A 16,805-nucleotide genomic window follows, 5' to 3' on the forward strand; every position below is an offset into this window, starting at 1 on the left:
TAGGTCTAAATTTCTATTTTCAAAATATTTCTAAGAGTTTTTTTTCGTAAAAACACTCAAAACACTCTAAAACAAGGGAATAATTTTAATCGTAAAATTTCCAAGAAACACCAAAGCGGAAATTCGCAGGATTCATTGGGTATCTACGCACCGAATAATAGCCTTTAGGATACAAGTATTGATTGGTAAAATTATTACTTAAAAATAGATTTACGCGTTTTATATTGGCCGTAATCCAAAAATCAACAATAGGATAAGTAGAAAATTCGATTCCTACATTATCATTATAAAATTGGCCTACATTGATGGCATACGATGGCGTTTTGAAGGGTGTATTAAAACGTACATCAACACCAATACTAAAATCTAGCACATTATACCACTTATCACTAAAAAACAAGCTGTGCCAAGTATAAAGCTCCGGCGTAGCTAATATTTCCATTTGATCGGATTTTTGATATACTACAGTATTATTAAAGTTGAATTTCCCAAACTTAATATTTTCATTAATTGATATTTTCAAGAGATTCAACTTATCAAATTGTGCTGGTTCTATTACTTTATCCAATCGTTCGTCATTATTAGGATTAGGTACTTCTTTAAAATAGAGATAATCATTCATCAAAAAATATTCTACTTTACCTTTAAATCCTATTTTTGGATTTGCATATTGGAAGCTCAGGTTCTGGGTTTTACTTTTATTAAAGGTTCTATCCCATTGCTGATAGGTATAATTCATGCGCTCAAAGGTCATCTCGGGGGATTTATTTTGGGAATAAGCGCCTAAGGTAATTATTCCGGCATTCTGTCCTATCAAAATATCTGCATTTGCCTCATACAAAAAGTCGCCAAAGTTACGACCTACAACAATCTGATTGGCTGCGACAGATAGATCAACACGATCACTAAATTTATAGCCTATATCACCTTTAATCATACTATTTTGATAGAATTCACTGGACAAGCTATCACCGTACCATATCAAATCATTTTGGAAGCCTAAATTTAATTTAGCTTCATTCTTCAGTACTGATTTATTACGTAAATAGAATGAATAAGTAACCTCATTGGTCAGCGTAGTAACACGGGTAGTATCATCTACCAAAATAGCACTTCCGAAAGGGAATGCACCAAATTCATCTGACTCATTCTTGAAGAATATATATTTACGCGTGCGTAATGAAGTATTATGTGCTATAGAGTTGGTCGGGTGAATCTCCATATCAGGTAGCCCCGCATTTACGGTATCCAACCTTCCCATATAATAAGACTGCCTAAGGAATACACCTTGGTCCTTCCATTTGGAGAATGGGCGATTCGCTTGCTTGCCACTCAGTCGTACCTGTTGTCCATATAAAGACCCCTGCAACGGTTCTGTAAAAATATTATTATTCGTAATAGAACCATTTTCGGTGGCATCCAAGGTATTAAAAGTAACATTAGCCAATAAATTATAGCGTCTACTTTTGGACTCATACCACGTAAATACAGCTCCCTTTCTATCAGAATAATCTTGGTTATTATAATAACCATCGGTATTGGTCGCATAATAATTTGCCCCAATATTCCATTGTGGATTTATATTTTGTGCTATTGTAGCTCTAAATACTTGATCATTAAAAAAGAATCCAACAGCATACAATTCCGAATAACGGGCTCGCGCACGATAATAATTTACGGAATCTGCTGTAACAAGATAGCGCTCTAAGGCATGGAAGCCCGGTTGGAAACCAATTTTCTTATCCGGTGTAAACAATAAATCTCGAGTTGCTAAACCATAGGAGCCTAAATTTATACTTGGATTCCAAGGGAGGTTTTGCTTGTTAAAATATTGAAAATTACGATGTGAAGTATCTATTTGCTTGGTATAGATTGCTTTTTTCAACATGGCCAAAGTCGCATAGCGCACATATTTAGCCGAAAATATAACTGAATCTTGTTTATTATCTTCCAAAGCACGTGCTGAATCTAAAGCACTACTAAATTCATCTTCCTCAACTTGTGAAAACCCTTTCAAACAAGCTGACAAAAACAAGAAAATTACCAAGAAAATACGTAACACACTATACATGAATCTATTTTTAATACTTTGCAAAAATAATGTATAAAAAGCACTTTATTGCATCGCAATTAACTCTTTTAAAATAGACGTCAATTTTGGTTCTGCTTCTGTTGCTACTTTCATAATTTCAGGTAAAGAAACAGGTTTTAAATCTTCCTGAAAACCTTCGTCTGTAATAATAGAAATGGCAAAAACGGGCAACAACATATGACGTGCTACGATCACTTCAGGTACAGTACTCATCCCTACGATATCGCCTCCTATGATCCGCATATATTTGTACTCTGCACGCGTTTCTAGATTAGGTCCTACTGTGGCAACATACACGACGCTATGCGTAGTATACCCAAGCCTATCTGCGATATTTAGCGCCTGCTGTTGCATTATCTTATCATAAACCTGACTCATATCTGGAAAACGATGCCCATATTTGGCATCATTAGGCCCACGAAGAGGGTTGTCTGGCAGCAAATTGATATGATCATCAAGAATACCGATATCACCTTTTCTAATTGCGGGATTTAAAGAACCTGCGGCATTGGATACAAAAAGCTTTTGAATACCTAGCGCTTTCATAATACGAACAGGAAAAGTAATTTCTTGCATACTATATCCTTCATAGTAATGCAATCTTCCTTGCATAGCCACTATTTTTCGACCTTTTAAAGTTCCAAAAATAAGTTTGCCCGTATGAAATTCAACTGTTGAAATAGGGAAATTAGGAATATTGGAATACATCAAATGATGCTCTACTTCTATGTCATCTACAAGTTTCCCTAAACCTGTACCTAATATAATACCAAATTCTGGCACAAAATCGCCTATTTTACGGCGAATAGAAGTGATGGTGTCGTCTATTAAATGATACATGTGTGCAAAAGTATTTACCCAAACTTAGTGTAATTATTTTGCACACACAAATCATCAAAGTATCTATTTATTAGACAATTGCTTTTCTGAAGCTGTACCTGGAGAAGTCGCTAGCAACAACAAAAACATGATAAAACCGTTGATAATAATTAAATCTAATCCGATTACATAGCTTGTGTACACAGATACTACATACGTATTTAATAAGAATAATACCACAGGAGCTATAACTGCCAAATAAGGAACCAACTTATCATTTACAGCCTTCTTTGTAAATAAACCAAAGACGAACAAACCTAATAAAGGACCATAAGTATAACTAGCTGCTGTAAAAATAGCATTAACTACAGAGTCGTTATTAATCAATTTGAAAATCATAATAACAATTAACATCAACACTGAAAACCCAACATGCACATAATTTCTTTGTCTTACTAAAGCAGGATCATTAGGATTCGTCTTCTTGTTGAAGTTTAAGAAATCCACACAATAAGAAGTGGTCAATGCCGTCAATGCAGAGTCAGTCGTTGCAAATGTCGCAGCTGTCAATCCCATCATAAATATGATCGCAGGTACAATTGCCAGATGGTTCAATGCAATCTCTGGGTATAAATAATCACGTGTAGCGAGAGCTGCTACATCGATACCATTTTTGGTAGCATAGATGTAAAGTAAAGCACCTACCGCTAAGAAGAAAATATTAATTACCACAAATACCGAAGTAAAGGTTATCATATTTTTTTGTGCTTCTTTAATGGTTCCCATTGAAAGGTTTTTCTGCATCAAATCTTGATCCAGTCCCGTCATGGCGATAGTAATAAATATACCACCCAAGAATTGTTTCCAGAAATTAGATTTACTACCTATAAAGTCTTCAAAATAGAAAATCTTCGAGTAAGAGCTATTTTTAACTGCTTCAAAAGTATCTACCACACCATAATCTAATCCCTTAGCCATGAAGTAAATAGATAAAACAACTGCCGTGATTAAGAATGTCGTTTGCAATGTATCGGTAACAATAATAGTCTTCAAACCGCCTTTATTGGTATATAACCAGATCAACACCAAACATATCGTTACGGTAATTGCAAAGGGCACATTCCAGGCATCAAAGATAAAATGTTGCAATACAATAGCGACCAAGTAAAGACGAAATGCCGAGCCAATAGTCCTAGAAACTAAGAAAATAGCTGCACCAGTCTTATACGAAAGGAAACCAAAGCGTTCTTCTAAATAGGTGTAAATAGAAGTAAGGTTCATCCTATAGTATAAAGGCAGTAATACGTAAGCGATGATAATAAAACCTACAGCATTACCCAATACGAATTGGAAATAACTGAAGTTGGACGCTCCTACAGCTCCGGGTACAGAAATAAAAGTAACACCAGAGAGTGCTGTTCCAATCATACCAAAGGCAACCATGTACCATTTGGAATTGCGGTTAGCAACAAAAAATGTGGAGTTGTCAGATGATCCTTTAGACGTAAAGTGAGCAACAGCTAACAGTACGGCGAAATAAATCACTAAAAATGACAATAAAATAATTGGTGACATTTTGTTTAGTTAGTTTAGATTTGTTTTGCTTTATATGATTCGATAGCTTGACGAACATTTCCAAACTCTTCCAAAAGTTGTGAAGCTGTCTCCTCATCTGCTCCTGTCTCCGCCATCACCATACGAACCCCTCTATCTACCAATTTATGATTTGACAGTTGCATATCTACCATTTTATTACCTTTGACACGTCCCAAGCGTATCATTACTGATGTACTAAGCATATTCAAGGCCAACTTTTGCGCTGTACCTGATTTCATTCGTGTGGAACCCGTCACAAATTCTGGCCCAACGATCAACTCAACAGGATATTTAGCAATAGCCGCAATAGGAGAACCACCATTACAAACTATACAACCTGTAGCAATACCTTTTTCATTTGCTGTATTAAGCCCCCCAATTACGTAAGGCGTAGTTCCTGAGGCAGCAATACCTACAACAACATCATTTTCATTAATATCATATTCTTCAAGGTCTTTCCACGCTTGTTCGATATCATCTTCGGCAAATTCTACTGCTTTACGAATTGCAGTATCACCACCCGCGATTAATCCAATAACCCAATCAAAAGGAACACCATAGGTAGGCGGACATTCAGAAGCATCCAATATCCCTAAACGGCCACTAGTCCCGGCTCCAATATAAAATAGGCGGCCACCTTTTTTCATACGTTCCACCGTCACATTTACTAAAGCTTCTATATTGGGTATAGCTTTCTCTACAGCCAAAGGTACTGATCTATCTTCCTTATTTATGTTCGTTAATAACTCCAGCACAGACATCTTGTCTAGATCTTGGTAATTAGAGTCCTTCTCTGTTGTATTTATCATTCTTCCGAAAATCTACTTAATTTTTTTATACCTCGTAAATATGCAAATTTTATCTAAAACATGCAAAAAAACGCACTACATTTTATTTAGTGAAACTAATTTATATTTTTTACTTCGTAAGTCCTTAATAATATATGCTAACTTATTATACAATTTATCTTCTCTTCGGGGATCCGTACCGATATGAATAAGAACAATACCTCCATTTAAAGAATTTTCACTTTCAAAGTGCTGCAGCTGCGCTATAATCTTGTCCGAAGACATATATCTACTATCCATCTGTGGGTAGGTATAATCTGCTGGCGTGCGAATTCCCGGCGTATAATTATAGACATCAAGCCCCATTTCAGCAGACCAATCGACAATTTGTTTATTATACCATTCATAGGGCGGGATAAACATGTTAATATCCTTCATCCCTAATTGCTGTAATTTCAGAACATTTGCCTTCAAATCAGCCACGAACTCCTCTTTACTTATTAGCAAGCTATCTCTTTTATCCCAAGGAGCATATAGCAGATGTTGGTCAGAATGAGGCCCTACATAATGTCCTTCTTTGATCAGTTGACGAATTATCTTGGCCGATTTAGTATCTTCTAAAAATCTTCCAGTAACGAAAAAAGCACCTTTGACATCATTTTTCTTCAGTATTTTTGCTATATGTGGCAAACCATCACTAAACTCATCTCCCGTAAATACCAACGCTATTTCTGGTAAAGTAGTATCACCTTTAACGATTGCACCATACTTATCCGTTGTTCGGTATTTACCTTTAGCTTCATTTGCAGCTAGCAGATAGATCAAAGAAGCTGTTCCATCCATTGTCGGCTCATTGGTACTGTAATCACCATAATCATCATGATAGACGACCAAATCAGACTGAAAATCAGCATACTCATCCGGATTATTTAATTTAATACCGATTAGATTATTAAAAGTATTAGCATATACAGGTCCATCGACTAAGCCACCGTCAATAGGAAACTGATGTAAATACGTAAAAGCAGAATGAGGGTCTTCAGGGGTATCACCATTGGCAGGTAAGCCATATACCATACTTGTCCCCCAAGGATTGACACCAAAAAGCCAATCGATATTTGCTTGAGCCAATTCGTCATATTGATCATCCTCGGTAAGCTCTTTGTACCATTGGCACTGAATTGCAAAAGAAGTCGTTAGATTGTTGCTACACCAAATAAAAGGTACACCACGATAAAACACATTATCCTTAGCTCTATTCCATACCTGATCGATTCCTTCTTTATAATAAGCAACCGCCGCCTCTTTGGTATCGACATTTTTGCCTAGCTCGTAATGTCCTAGATTAATAAAGGGATAATACTGATAATGGTTAGCTGTATCACGTATCATCCAAGGAGTTACTTTCTCTTGCTGCGCATAATCTAACGCTTTAGTCAGATATTGCTTATCTTTAAATAACGAATACATGGTCATCTCTGCCAGCTCCATATCGTCTACCCAATTATCTTCAGCATATATATACGGAGATTTTACGGAGACAGTCTGCGTCACGCCAGGTTTTATATAGGCATATTCATAGGCCGTTTTTACCTTATCTTTAAGTAGCCTAGCATAATCGGGCTTGCTATCATTGAACAAAGTATGCCCCAAACCAAAGGCTGCTACAAACTTAGCAGCAGTAGAACTAGTACCTGTAGTATTATTCATAAACTTACCCCTTTGCTGCGGCTTGCCATCAATAAAATAAACAGGACGTTCATGCCCTCTCCCATATAATGAATCCTGACCTGGTAAGCGCAAATTAACGTGATCACGATCATCTGCAATCTGGTTAAACATCATATTGGGTTGTGGATGCATTTTCAATAACCAATCTAATCCCCACTTAGCTTCGTCCATTATATCAGGTATACCATTCTTACCATCCAAGCCATTGGCTATCTTCACGTCTGTAAATACCTGCGGAAAATCACGATAAGCAGCCAGCAAATGATAAGTAGCATTGGCAGAAGTCGTAGAATATTGGAGGTAATCGGAAGCGTCATGCCAGCCACCACCTGCATCGATATGTGTACTATCTGGCAACCCCACTGATTGAGCATACATCGTAAAACCATCATGCGTATGACAGCTATCTTGTAAAAAAGGATTGAATAGTGTACGTTGCTGTCTCATATAACGCAATACAAAATCTGCTGTCCCTTTGTAGACATCATCATTTATTCTAAAATTTGGCGAACGTACACCATCGTCCGTTAATATATAATAGGTTCCATTAGTATTCAGTGCCGAAAAATCTAATCTATATCCTTGAGCAAATGGTCCATAAGCACCAAATTTTTTGCCTACTTTAGCTTTTAACACCTGTTGATTAGAAACACTATTTATAACCTTAAAATTGTTTAACGTACGGCTTTCTTTAGTTACCCATACTGCCACTTTTTTACTTTGAGGCAAATACCCCAATTGATTGATTCTAATCCAAGATTGCTCTTGCCCCAAGGCAACAACGATACTTAGGCAATAAACGAATAGTAAAAATACTCTAATCATAATAAATTAATACGTTAAAGAAACAATTTTGCCATCCATGGCACTCACGATCACCTTATTATTCAATACTAAAGGAGGGTTTACCATTGCATTGCTAATTTTATATTGCCAAAGTACAGCACCATTTGTAGCATCTACGGCTGACAATAAGCCAGAATTATTAGGTACAAACACCACATTCTTATCGCTATAAATAGCTGAAGGGGTCAATTCGTAACCTAGATTCAATTGTGATTGCCAGTCGACACTCATATTGTCTTTAGCAGTAGAAACACCTATCAACTCTCCATCCATTGTTTTTGCATAAGCCAATTTCTTATCTTTCGATAATCCCATAGATTCACGTACACGAATATCATCTTTCTTCTCTCGCCATATCACAGCACCTGTTTTCAAGTCCAAAGCAGTCATAAAACGATCTGGCGCTACGATAAAGACACGATTATTGGCAACTACGGGATAGCATGCTGCTGCAGAAAACATTCTATTAGCATGACCATTGTTCCATTCCCATACCAACTTCCCTGTATCCATTGATAGCGCATAAAAACCATTGCCCCAGCTACCAAAAATTACTTTTCCATCAGCCAAAGTAGGTAGCGTAGACACAAAATTTTTCACTTGATCAAATGTCCATAGCACCGTTCCGTCAGACACACGGATACACCTAAATATACCATCAGAGCCTCCTACGTAAGCATTCCCTTTGCTTATAGCTGCAGATCCTAAGACCGCTTTATTGGTTTTTAACGTCCATTTCAACTTCCCGGTCTTAGCGTCAAGACCATAGATATTATGATCCGAAGAACCTACTACTACCGTACCTTTGTAATATGCAGGTGTAGCATATACCTTACCACCTGTACGATAAGACCATTTTTTCATACCCGTATTGCTATCTAAAGCATATATATCACCTACTGTATTTGCCGCAAATATTAGTTTACCATCTGTGGACATCCCAGAACCTATATCACCATGGTCTTCATATACCCACTGCACCTTTGCTGTAGTGGTCGTATTGACTGTATAATCTGGTCGTTGAAAACCATCTCTATTTTGCAATCTTTGCAGCGGTAGCTTAAGCCAATAATCTTCTGTTTTAACCAAAGGCCTACGTACCTGAAAAAACGCCGAATCCCCTGTCAAGGTTATAATATTATACCCACCTACTTCATCCTTAGCACGTAGATTAGATCTACTCATCACACCGGGGATACCATCCCAGTCGTATAACTTGTTACTATGGCCATGACCACATAATGCCAATTGTATATTACGCTGATATAACCTATCTACCAAAGAATACCAATTGTTTAAGGAAGGATCTAAGGGATAGTGGTTAATAGATATCAAAGGAGCGTCAGCATCTGGATTAGCATTGAAAACAGAATCTAACCATACTAAATTTTCACGTGGTATCTGCCCTGGGCTCATCCGCATATTAGGGCCTGAAGTAGTCCCTACAAACTGGTATCCTTTATGCTTAAAAAAGAACGCTTCGGAACCAAATACTTTACGAAAGGAATTGGCACCACTCTCAGACCAGTTGCTATCGTGATTACCGGGAATGATATACATCGGCAATTGCAAGGAATCTAAAATCTGTTTCGCTAATGCTAATTCAGCATCAGAACCAAATTCGGTAACGTCTCCTGAGATGATTACAAAATCTATATCGCGCGAATTGTTCAAATCAGCAACGGTACGTCTCAAGTCATCGGCACCAGTAGCACCTCCAAGATGAGTGTCTGTTACCTGTGCAAATTTAAAAGGAGTTTGTGCTGCGGCTACCGTAGCGCCACATAATAAGGCTAGGGCTAATAATTTTCTTTTCATATGATATATTAAAAGGGCATCCAAAGATACAGGATATAAATAGGTTTAAACGGGATTTATTAATTACAATTAGCAACACTATTCAGTTAGTACATCCCCCCAAATCGTGGTACAAAAATGCTTATTTATAAAATGGAATATAACATGTTCTTTTATGAATCAAGATTTAGCGCCTTTCATTACATTTCACAACAAACGTGCGTAAAAACGAATCCAATATATTATTTATTTTAATAAAATAGTAATTTAAAATGTTTTATTTAAACCTAATAAGAAATAATTTGAAATAAGTCTACCATAGGAATAAAACGCACAAAAACGAACTACCTTTTTTAGTCTAATAAAACCAAAAAAAATTCCACTTATGAAAAAACAAATTATAGTATAAAAAAAGGCTTCAACATTGTTGAAGCCTTTTGATTTTAGGTAGGATATTTTTCTACCAACCTTTAGTCTGCGTCAACTTATAACCACGCGATGCGTAGTCAGCAATTTGCGCTGTACCAACAGGTGCTAAATAATTTTTGTCTTCTACTTTATTTCTGTTTCTAGCTTTTGGAATAATATAATAACCAATCATATCGTCAGCGTTATTACCATTATAAGCAACAATTGTCCCATTAGCTTTACGTACAGAAGGAATATTAGAAGGCGAATAAGCCTCTAAAATTGAAGGCGCTTCAGTTTTTAAATTCACCCATGGCCCTAAGAAATAATCTGAGTTGTCTGCAAAATCCATATAATGCAATTTTTTCCAGCGTCTTAAGTCATTTAAACGAGCGAATTCAAAAACAAATTCCATACGACGTTCGCGACGGATTTCCCACATCAATGGAGACACATCGGCGTCACGCTCTGGATCATTGGCAATGTTCCCAATTAATAACGGAGCTGTTTGCGTAACACCTTTAGCGATAGCTACCGCATCCAAAGGTCTTTTTCGAATAGCATTAATAGATTTGTCAATATCAGACTGCGTAACAGGAGCACCACCGAAATTTTCAGCCAAAATTTGTTTTGCTTCTACCCAATTTAATACCACCTCAGCATAACGGATAACTGGTGCATCGGTAATATTCGTATTACTAGACCACGATGCATAGCTCGCGTCAGATACGGGCATTTTATAAGCTGCTCTTGATACAAATTTATTACCATAGATCAAAGAAGATGCAATAGGATTCGCTTCTGAATCAAAAGAAGCTTCAAATCGTGGATCACGTGTCTTCGCTAAATTTGCTAAAGAATAATCAGTAGCACCCGCGACAGTTGAACTCGTTGCAGGTTTACCATCTACAAGTACAAATTCCTTAACTAGATTTAAGTTAGGCGCTGATTGTTGGTCTAGATTACCATTTTGATAGGAAGCAATAGCATGCGTAATACTTAAGGTATTGTCATAAGCACGGTACATGATTACTTCTTTATTATTTGCTAAGCTAAGCGAAGAAAATAAAGATTTATAATCCGACGTAAATTCATATTTACCAGAATTGATTACCACCTCAGCAGCCTTTTGAGCTAGCTCCAAATATTTTTTAGCACGGTCTTGATCCAAACCATGATATTTCTGCCAAGAACCTTCAAATAACATTAGCTTAGATATATATGATGCTGCTACATTTTTATCTAATACATTCGTACCGTCAGTTGTTCTGATATTGTCTAATACAAACAAAAAGTCATCATACACCTTGTCCATCACAACGCCACGATCGTCACGATCCTTGTATTGTGTAGCAAAATCAGTATCCGAAACTTCTGTTTCAAAATATGGCACATCACCAAATGTAGATACCAAACGTGAATATTCATACCCTTTAAAGAAACGTGCTACAGCCAACCAATGATTATACTGCTCAGTCGTCAAATTTGGTTTAGCAAGGCTCTCTAATCTATTCAAAAAGATATTAGATTTTCTAACCCATGAGAAGTTCCATGATGGTCCGGCATATTCCGACAACCATGCTGCAAGTTCTGAAGTACTCGCACGATCTGGTGGAGCAGTATTTTCAAAACTATTTTGTGGACCTTCCATCGTTGTAATATCATCAGTCATAGTATATCCACGTACAGGTGTATAATCTGTAGACCAAGAGCTATTATAACCATTGAAATATTGTGTATAGAATCCAGATGCAAACAAGCGTACATCCGTTTCATTACGCCAATACGAACCATCCTTATCTACAACCTCATCCAAAGGAGGTCTATCCAAAAGTTTCTCACAGCTCGTCAAAGCGATAGAGGAGCCTAATAATATATATAAAAGATTATTTTTTAATTTCATAATATGAATCATTAAAATGATAATTGAACACCAAAAGAAGCCGATTTAAATGTAGGTGTACCTACCCCTGTACGGCCAGAATTATAATTAGCTGTTGAATTAAACATCGTTGAACCAGGTACATTTTCAGGATCAACTGGTAATCCATTCAATTTATCCCAAGTAAAGAAATTCTCTAAAGCCGTATATACTCTCAAATTACTAATACCTACCTTACTTAAGACCTCCTTAGGAATAGTGTATCCTAGTGTGATATTCTTGATACGCAAATACGACATATCTAATAAGTAACGTGATTGAACATGCATATTATTAAGTTGTGAATTACCACCGGCAACAACAGACATATTATAAGCAGCAGGATAAAATGCGTTCGTATTATTAGGTGTCCAATAATTTGAAGAAATAGCTGCAGCCATAGCACCGTCAGCCGCATTGTAACCTGGTATAACCAAAGCTCCATCACCCCATACCTGACGAGAACCTACACCTTGGAAGAAAGCAGAGAAATCAAAACCTTTGTAATCTGCGCCCAAACGGAATCCATATTCGTAACGAGGTGTACTGTTACCTATTACCTTTAAGTCACCATGATCCGTTATAGTTTGTTTACCATTATTAACTTCACCATCACCATTAAGATCTTTATATTTCACGTCACCCGCACCAAAAATAAAGGTATCAGAATTTTGAAGAAATGACTGATAAGCAGCATTAGGATCGGCCAACTGATTCATTACTTTACCATTTACGGTAGTAGTTATATAGTTACCAGCAGCGTCATAATTAAAATCAGAAGTTTGGTAGAGACGATCTGTTTCATAACCCCAGATCTCACCAAATACTTTGCCCGAATAATAACCATTTACTAACTGTGTAGATCCATACTCTGTGATTACAGACTTAGCATCAGAGATATTAGCTCTCAAGTTGATACCTAAACCATTTTCAAATCTATGATTAAAATCAGCCGCAAACTCCCAGCCACGAGTTCTTAGTGCGCCATAATTACCTCTTGGCGCAGCCGTACCATACGTAGCTGCTACCCCTTCCGCAGGCACAATCATATTACGTGTATCACGTTGATACCAATCAAATACAAAACCTAAGCGATTATTTAAGAATCTAGCATCTGCACCTAAGTTTAACGTCGTAATATCTTGCCAAGTAATATTTGCAGATACTGCCGTTGGAGTAGACATATACCAGTCACGAGCACCAGATGAATTAATCCAAGTAGACTGTGTATTTTTCATTGTCGAGATATACAAGTTATTTGACACAGACTGATCACCAATAGTACCCCAAGAACCACGTACTTTCAATTGATTCATAAATGATTTAGACCAATCCATAAATTGCTCTTGAGAAACTACCCAACCTGCAGAGAAAGATGGGAACCATCTCCATTGTAGATCTGTAGGAAACTTTGAAGAACCATCACGACGTAAATTTGCTTCAAATAAATATTTATCTTGGTATGCATAATTCACACGACCAAAGAATCCCATTTGTGATTGCCATGATTTAGCTCCTGTACCTGTAATAGTACCATTACCAAAGGCCAACTGTGGATTATAAATATCTAATAATTCCGTGATTTGTAACCAACTCGATTCCGTTTGCTCAGCCACCTTATTTAAACCCGCCATAAACTTAAAGTCATGACCACCATCTAAACTCATGTTATAAGTTGTGAATGCATTGATCGTATGACGCATAAAGTTTTCATTATCTTTACGGTAATGATCTGGATTTGCTCCTTTAGCCGTATTAAATGGAGCAAATGTATAAGCAGGAATTGCACCTTGTGCAGAAGCGTCAACATAATTACCTTCAGCATCAACATATAGACGATTTCCAGCAGCATCCATATCAGCAACGGCATTACTCCATGTATCCGCAAAATTAGAGAAACGAGTACCTGGTTTATTCCAGATCTGCTCTTGATTAGATAAGTTATAATCGAAATCTACCTTCCAATTTGATTTGATGTTTACGGTAGCACCTACGTTAAAATTCATGTAATTTTTAGCTAAGCTTGCTACATTAGCATTAGCAGTCTCGGCTTGAGGACCTCTCATATCTCTACCATAGCCATCCTGACCAAATGGCAATGCAGAAGACCAACGATATAAGTACAACCATGGATCTGCTGTTAATGAGTTGGTAGCATAAGGATATTGTTTGTTGGTACGCGAATAAATAGCACCCGCACGTGCCGTTAAGTATTTATTGATATCCGAAGAAACACGTACAGAAGCATTGTATCTTGCGAATTTATCTGTATTCGTTTTAAGCATACCGGCTTGATCCAATAAACCTAATCCAATGTTGTAAGACGTCTTCCCTGTTCTACCTGACAAAGAAGCATTGTGTTGTTGTGTAGGCGCCCACTCACGAATCATATATTCATAACCATCGTAAGTACGTACACCAAACTTCTGTCCTAGAGCATTAGCATACCAATCTCGACCGAATAATGTAGGGTCATTTACACCAATTGTATTACCATATTTCTCTTGCCATTCTACGGCCTTCTTATAGCTTTCCTCATCCACTTTAATCATTGTACCAATATTTGATTGGCCTATACGTTGAGCTGCATCTAAAGAATAGCGCAAAGCGTCAACAGTACCCATTTCATATTTTTTGAATGGATTTTGAAAAGAGAAATTATTAGAATAACTAACTGTATTAGACTCTATTTTAGAACCTTGTTTGGAGGTAATCAATATCACCCCAAAAGCTGCTTTTGAACCATAAATTGAAGAAGCTGCGGCATCTTTTAACACCGTAATCGACTCTATATCATCTGGATTAACAATATTGATACTCGGGATCTCTACGTTATCCAATAAGATTAGTGGATTGCTATTTCCGGATATAGAACCTATCTGCCCACGAATTTTAATTGTTGGATCAGAACCAACCTCACCACTAGGGATTGTAATACTCAAACCAGGCGTTGTACCCTGCATAGCACGTCCAGCATCAGCAATAGGACGACCTTCCATTGTCTCTTTCACATTTATTGAAGAAACAGCACCCGTTAAATTACCTTTCTTTTGTGTACCATATCCTACAACAACTACCTCGTCCAAGGTATTCTCTTCTGAAGCTAATGTTACATTGATCGTTCCTGAAGATACTTTGATATCTTGAGCGACATAACCAATACTAGAAAATCTTAATGTCGACCCTAATGCTGCTGTAATTTTAAAATTACCGTTAGCATCAGTACGTACTGACCCCGGAACACCTACTATTGACACCGTTACATCTGCGACAGGACCGTCTTTATCAGACACTGTACCTTGAACAGTATTTTGTATTAGCCTCCCCGAAGAATAAGCCGTTGCAGCAGAAAGATTAGCAAATGTAGCAACTTTACCTGCCGTAGCTTCGGTTGTTACAGCTAATCCTAAAGCTAAAGAGAATAATAAAGTATTTCTCATGTGTAGCAATTAATTAAATAAACGTTTTTTATGTTATCATTACTCAGACTAATCCAATAATTAGCCTGCTTAGGTTTGTAATCTCTATTTAAAATCAGGATACAATAGATATTTCTCACGCATCTGTTTGTATTCTTCTAATTCAGGTTTCCATGAATTTTTGATCTCTTCCTCTGTTTTACCTGCTAAGATTTGCTTTCTTAGCTCATCTGTTCCTGCTAACTTGTCAAAAAAGTCTGCTCTAGTGAAGAATTTAGACTTATCAGGCATATTATTATAAAACTCTAAAACGTATTTTAAGGTAAATTTTTGATCATCTGGATTTAACTGGCGTAAATCTATACCGTACATCGTCTGTCCTTTGCCTTCAACATGCTTCACCATCCCGGACTTCTCACCAGGCTGATACGTAAATGAACCATAAACAGGATTATCATATCCTACCACTTGAAAAGGCCAATCTGTACCTCTTCCTACAGAAATTTCTGTTCCTTCAAAAAGACATAAAGAAGAATATAAACGTACAGAAAGATGATTGGGCAGACTAGGTGATGGTACAACAGGTAAATCATACATCATACCATGATCCCAATTCAAAACAGGTATAACCGTCACTTTACATTGGCGTCCATCTTCTAACCATTTTTCTCCATTGATCATATGTGCTAACTCACCTATTGTCAAGCCATGTACCATTGCTATCTTGTGGTAGGACACATTAGATTTGAATTTATCGTCTTTGCGAACAGGACCATCTACTTGATCACCGCAAGGATTGGGACGATCTAATAGGATAAGCTCTTTATTATGCTTAGCACACAATTCCATTACACGGTGCAAAGAAGTGATATAAGTATAAAAACGAGCTCCAACATCTTGCAAATCGAACACCATGATATCAATCGATTGCACAATAGAATCTTGTTTTTCATTTCCTCCATATAAGGTATACAAAGGTAGGCCTGTCTTACTATCTTTATCATTCGACACTTTCTCTCCGCGCTCTATATCGCCACGAAAACCGTGCTCTGGTGCAAATCCAAACTTTAGGTCTACTCCCTCACGCAATAATACATCAACAAGGTGTTCCTTCTCTGTTCCAACAATTGAAGTCTGATTACCCATCAATCCTACTTTTTTACCTTTTAATAAAGGCAAGTAAGCATTCAACTGATCTGCAGCAGGAATAATTAAAGCCGGTGAAGAACTCGGCTGCTCGCTAGCCAGTCTAATACTTTTAGAGGAGCTACATGATGAAAAAAGAATAATGGCTAATAATGTCAAACAATTTGACATAGCCATTTTAAAATTAGTTGCATTAATCATAAATATGTCCATAATTTTAGAACTCTGGCTAAAAATAGAAC

9 protein-coding genes are annotated in these 16,805 nt (G+C 37.0%); all 9 read right to left on the reverse strand.

Annotated elements, in window-relative coordinates; genetic code table 11:
• Positions 1-85: 85 nt before the first annotated feature.
• The 9 genes from IP023_RS03910 to IP023_RS03950 all read right to left on the reverse strand — a co-directional run bounded on the left by IP023_RS03910 (position 86) and on the right by IP023_RS03950 (position 16,776).
• Positions 86-2,071, reverse strand: a complete 1,986-nt coding sequence (locus tag IP023_RS03910) for a putative porin (protein WP_241788942.1) — start codon at positions 2,069-2,071, stop codon at positions 86-88.
• 45 nt (positions 2,072-2,116) lie between these two features.
• Complete coding sequence (locus IP023_RS03915) at positions 2,117-2,932, reverse strand: purine-nucleoside phosphorylase (protein ID WP_241788943.1); 816 nt, start codon at positions 2,930-2,932, stop codon at positions 2,117-2,119.
• Between the two features lie 63 nt (positions 2,933-2,995).
• Positions 2,996-4,486, reverse strand: a complete 1,491-nt coding sequence (locus tag IP023_RS03920; protein WP_241788944.1) for a sodium:solute symporter — start codon at positions 4,484-4,486, stop codon at positions 2,996-2,998.
• 14 nt (positions 4,487-4,500) lie between these two features.
• Entirely contained in the window at positions 4,501-5,316 is an 816-nt protein-coding gene (murQ, locus tag IP023_RS03925; RefSeq protein ID WP_241788945.1) for an N-acetylmuramic acid 6-phosphate etherase, read from the reverse strand.
• 75 nt (positions 5,317-5,391) lie between these two features.
• On the reverse strand, positions 5,392-7,851 hold the full coding sequence (locus tag IP023_RS03930) for a glycoside hydrolase family 9 protein (RefSeq protein WP_241788946.1): 2,460 nt from the start codon (positions 7,849-7,851) through the stop codon (positions 5,392-5,394).
• A 6-nt stretch (positions 7,852-7,857) separates the two neighbouring features.
• Positions 7,858-9,690 (reverse strand): outer membrane protein assembly factor BamB family protein, encoded by a 1,833-nt coding sequence (locus IP023_RS03935; protein ID WP_241788947.1) that lies wholly within the window; start codon positions 9,688-9,690, stop codon positions 7,858-7,860.
• Between the two features lie 439 nt (positions 9,691-10,129).
• On the reverse strand, positions 10,130-11,980 hold the full coding sequence (locus tag IP023_RS03940) for a RagB/SusD family nutrient uptake outer membrane protein (protein ID WP_241788948.1): 1,851 nt from the start codon (positions 11,978-11,980) through the stop codon (positions 10,130-10,132).
• A gap of 11 nt (positions 11,981-11,991) precedes the next feature.
• Entirely contained in the window at positions 11,992-15,438 is a 3,447-nt protein-coding gene (locus IP023_RS03945; RefSeq protein WP_241788949.1) for a SusC/RagA family TonB-linked outer membrane protein, read from the reverse strand.
• Positions 15,439-15,522: 84 nt separating this feature from the next.
• Positions 15,523-16,776, reverse strand: a complete 1,254-nt coding sequence (locus IP023_RS03950; protein WP_241788950.1) for an exo-beta-N-acetylmuramidase NamZ family protein — start codon at positions 16,774-16,776, stop codon at positions 15,523-15,525.
• Positions 16,777-16,805 lie beyond the last annotated feature (29 nt).

Source organism: Sphingobacterium rhinopitheci (assembly GCF_022627575.1).
In the GTDB taxonomy this organism is placed as follows: Bacteria; Bacteroidota; Bacteroidia; order Sphingobacteriales; family Sphingobacteriaceae; genus Sphingobacterium; species Sphingobacterium rhinopitheci.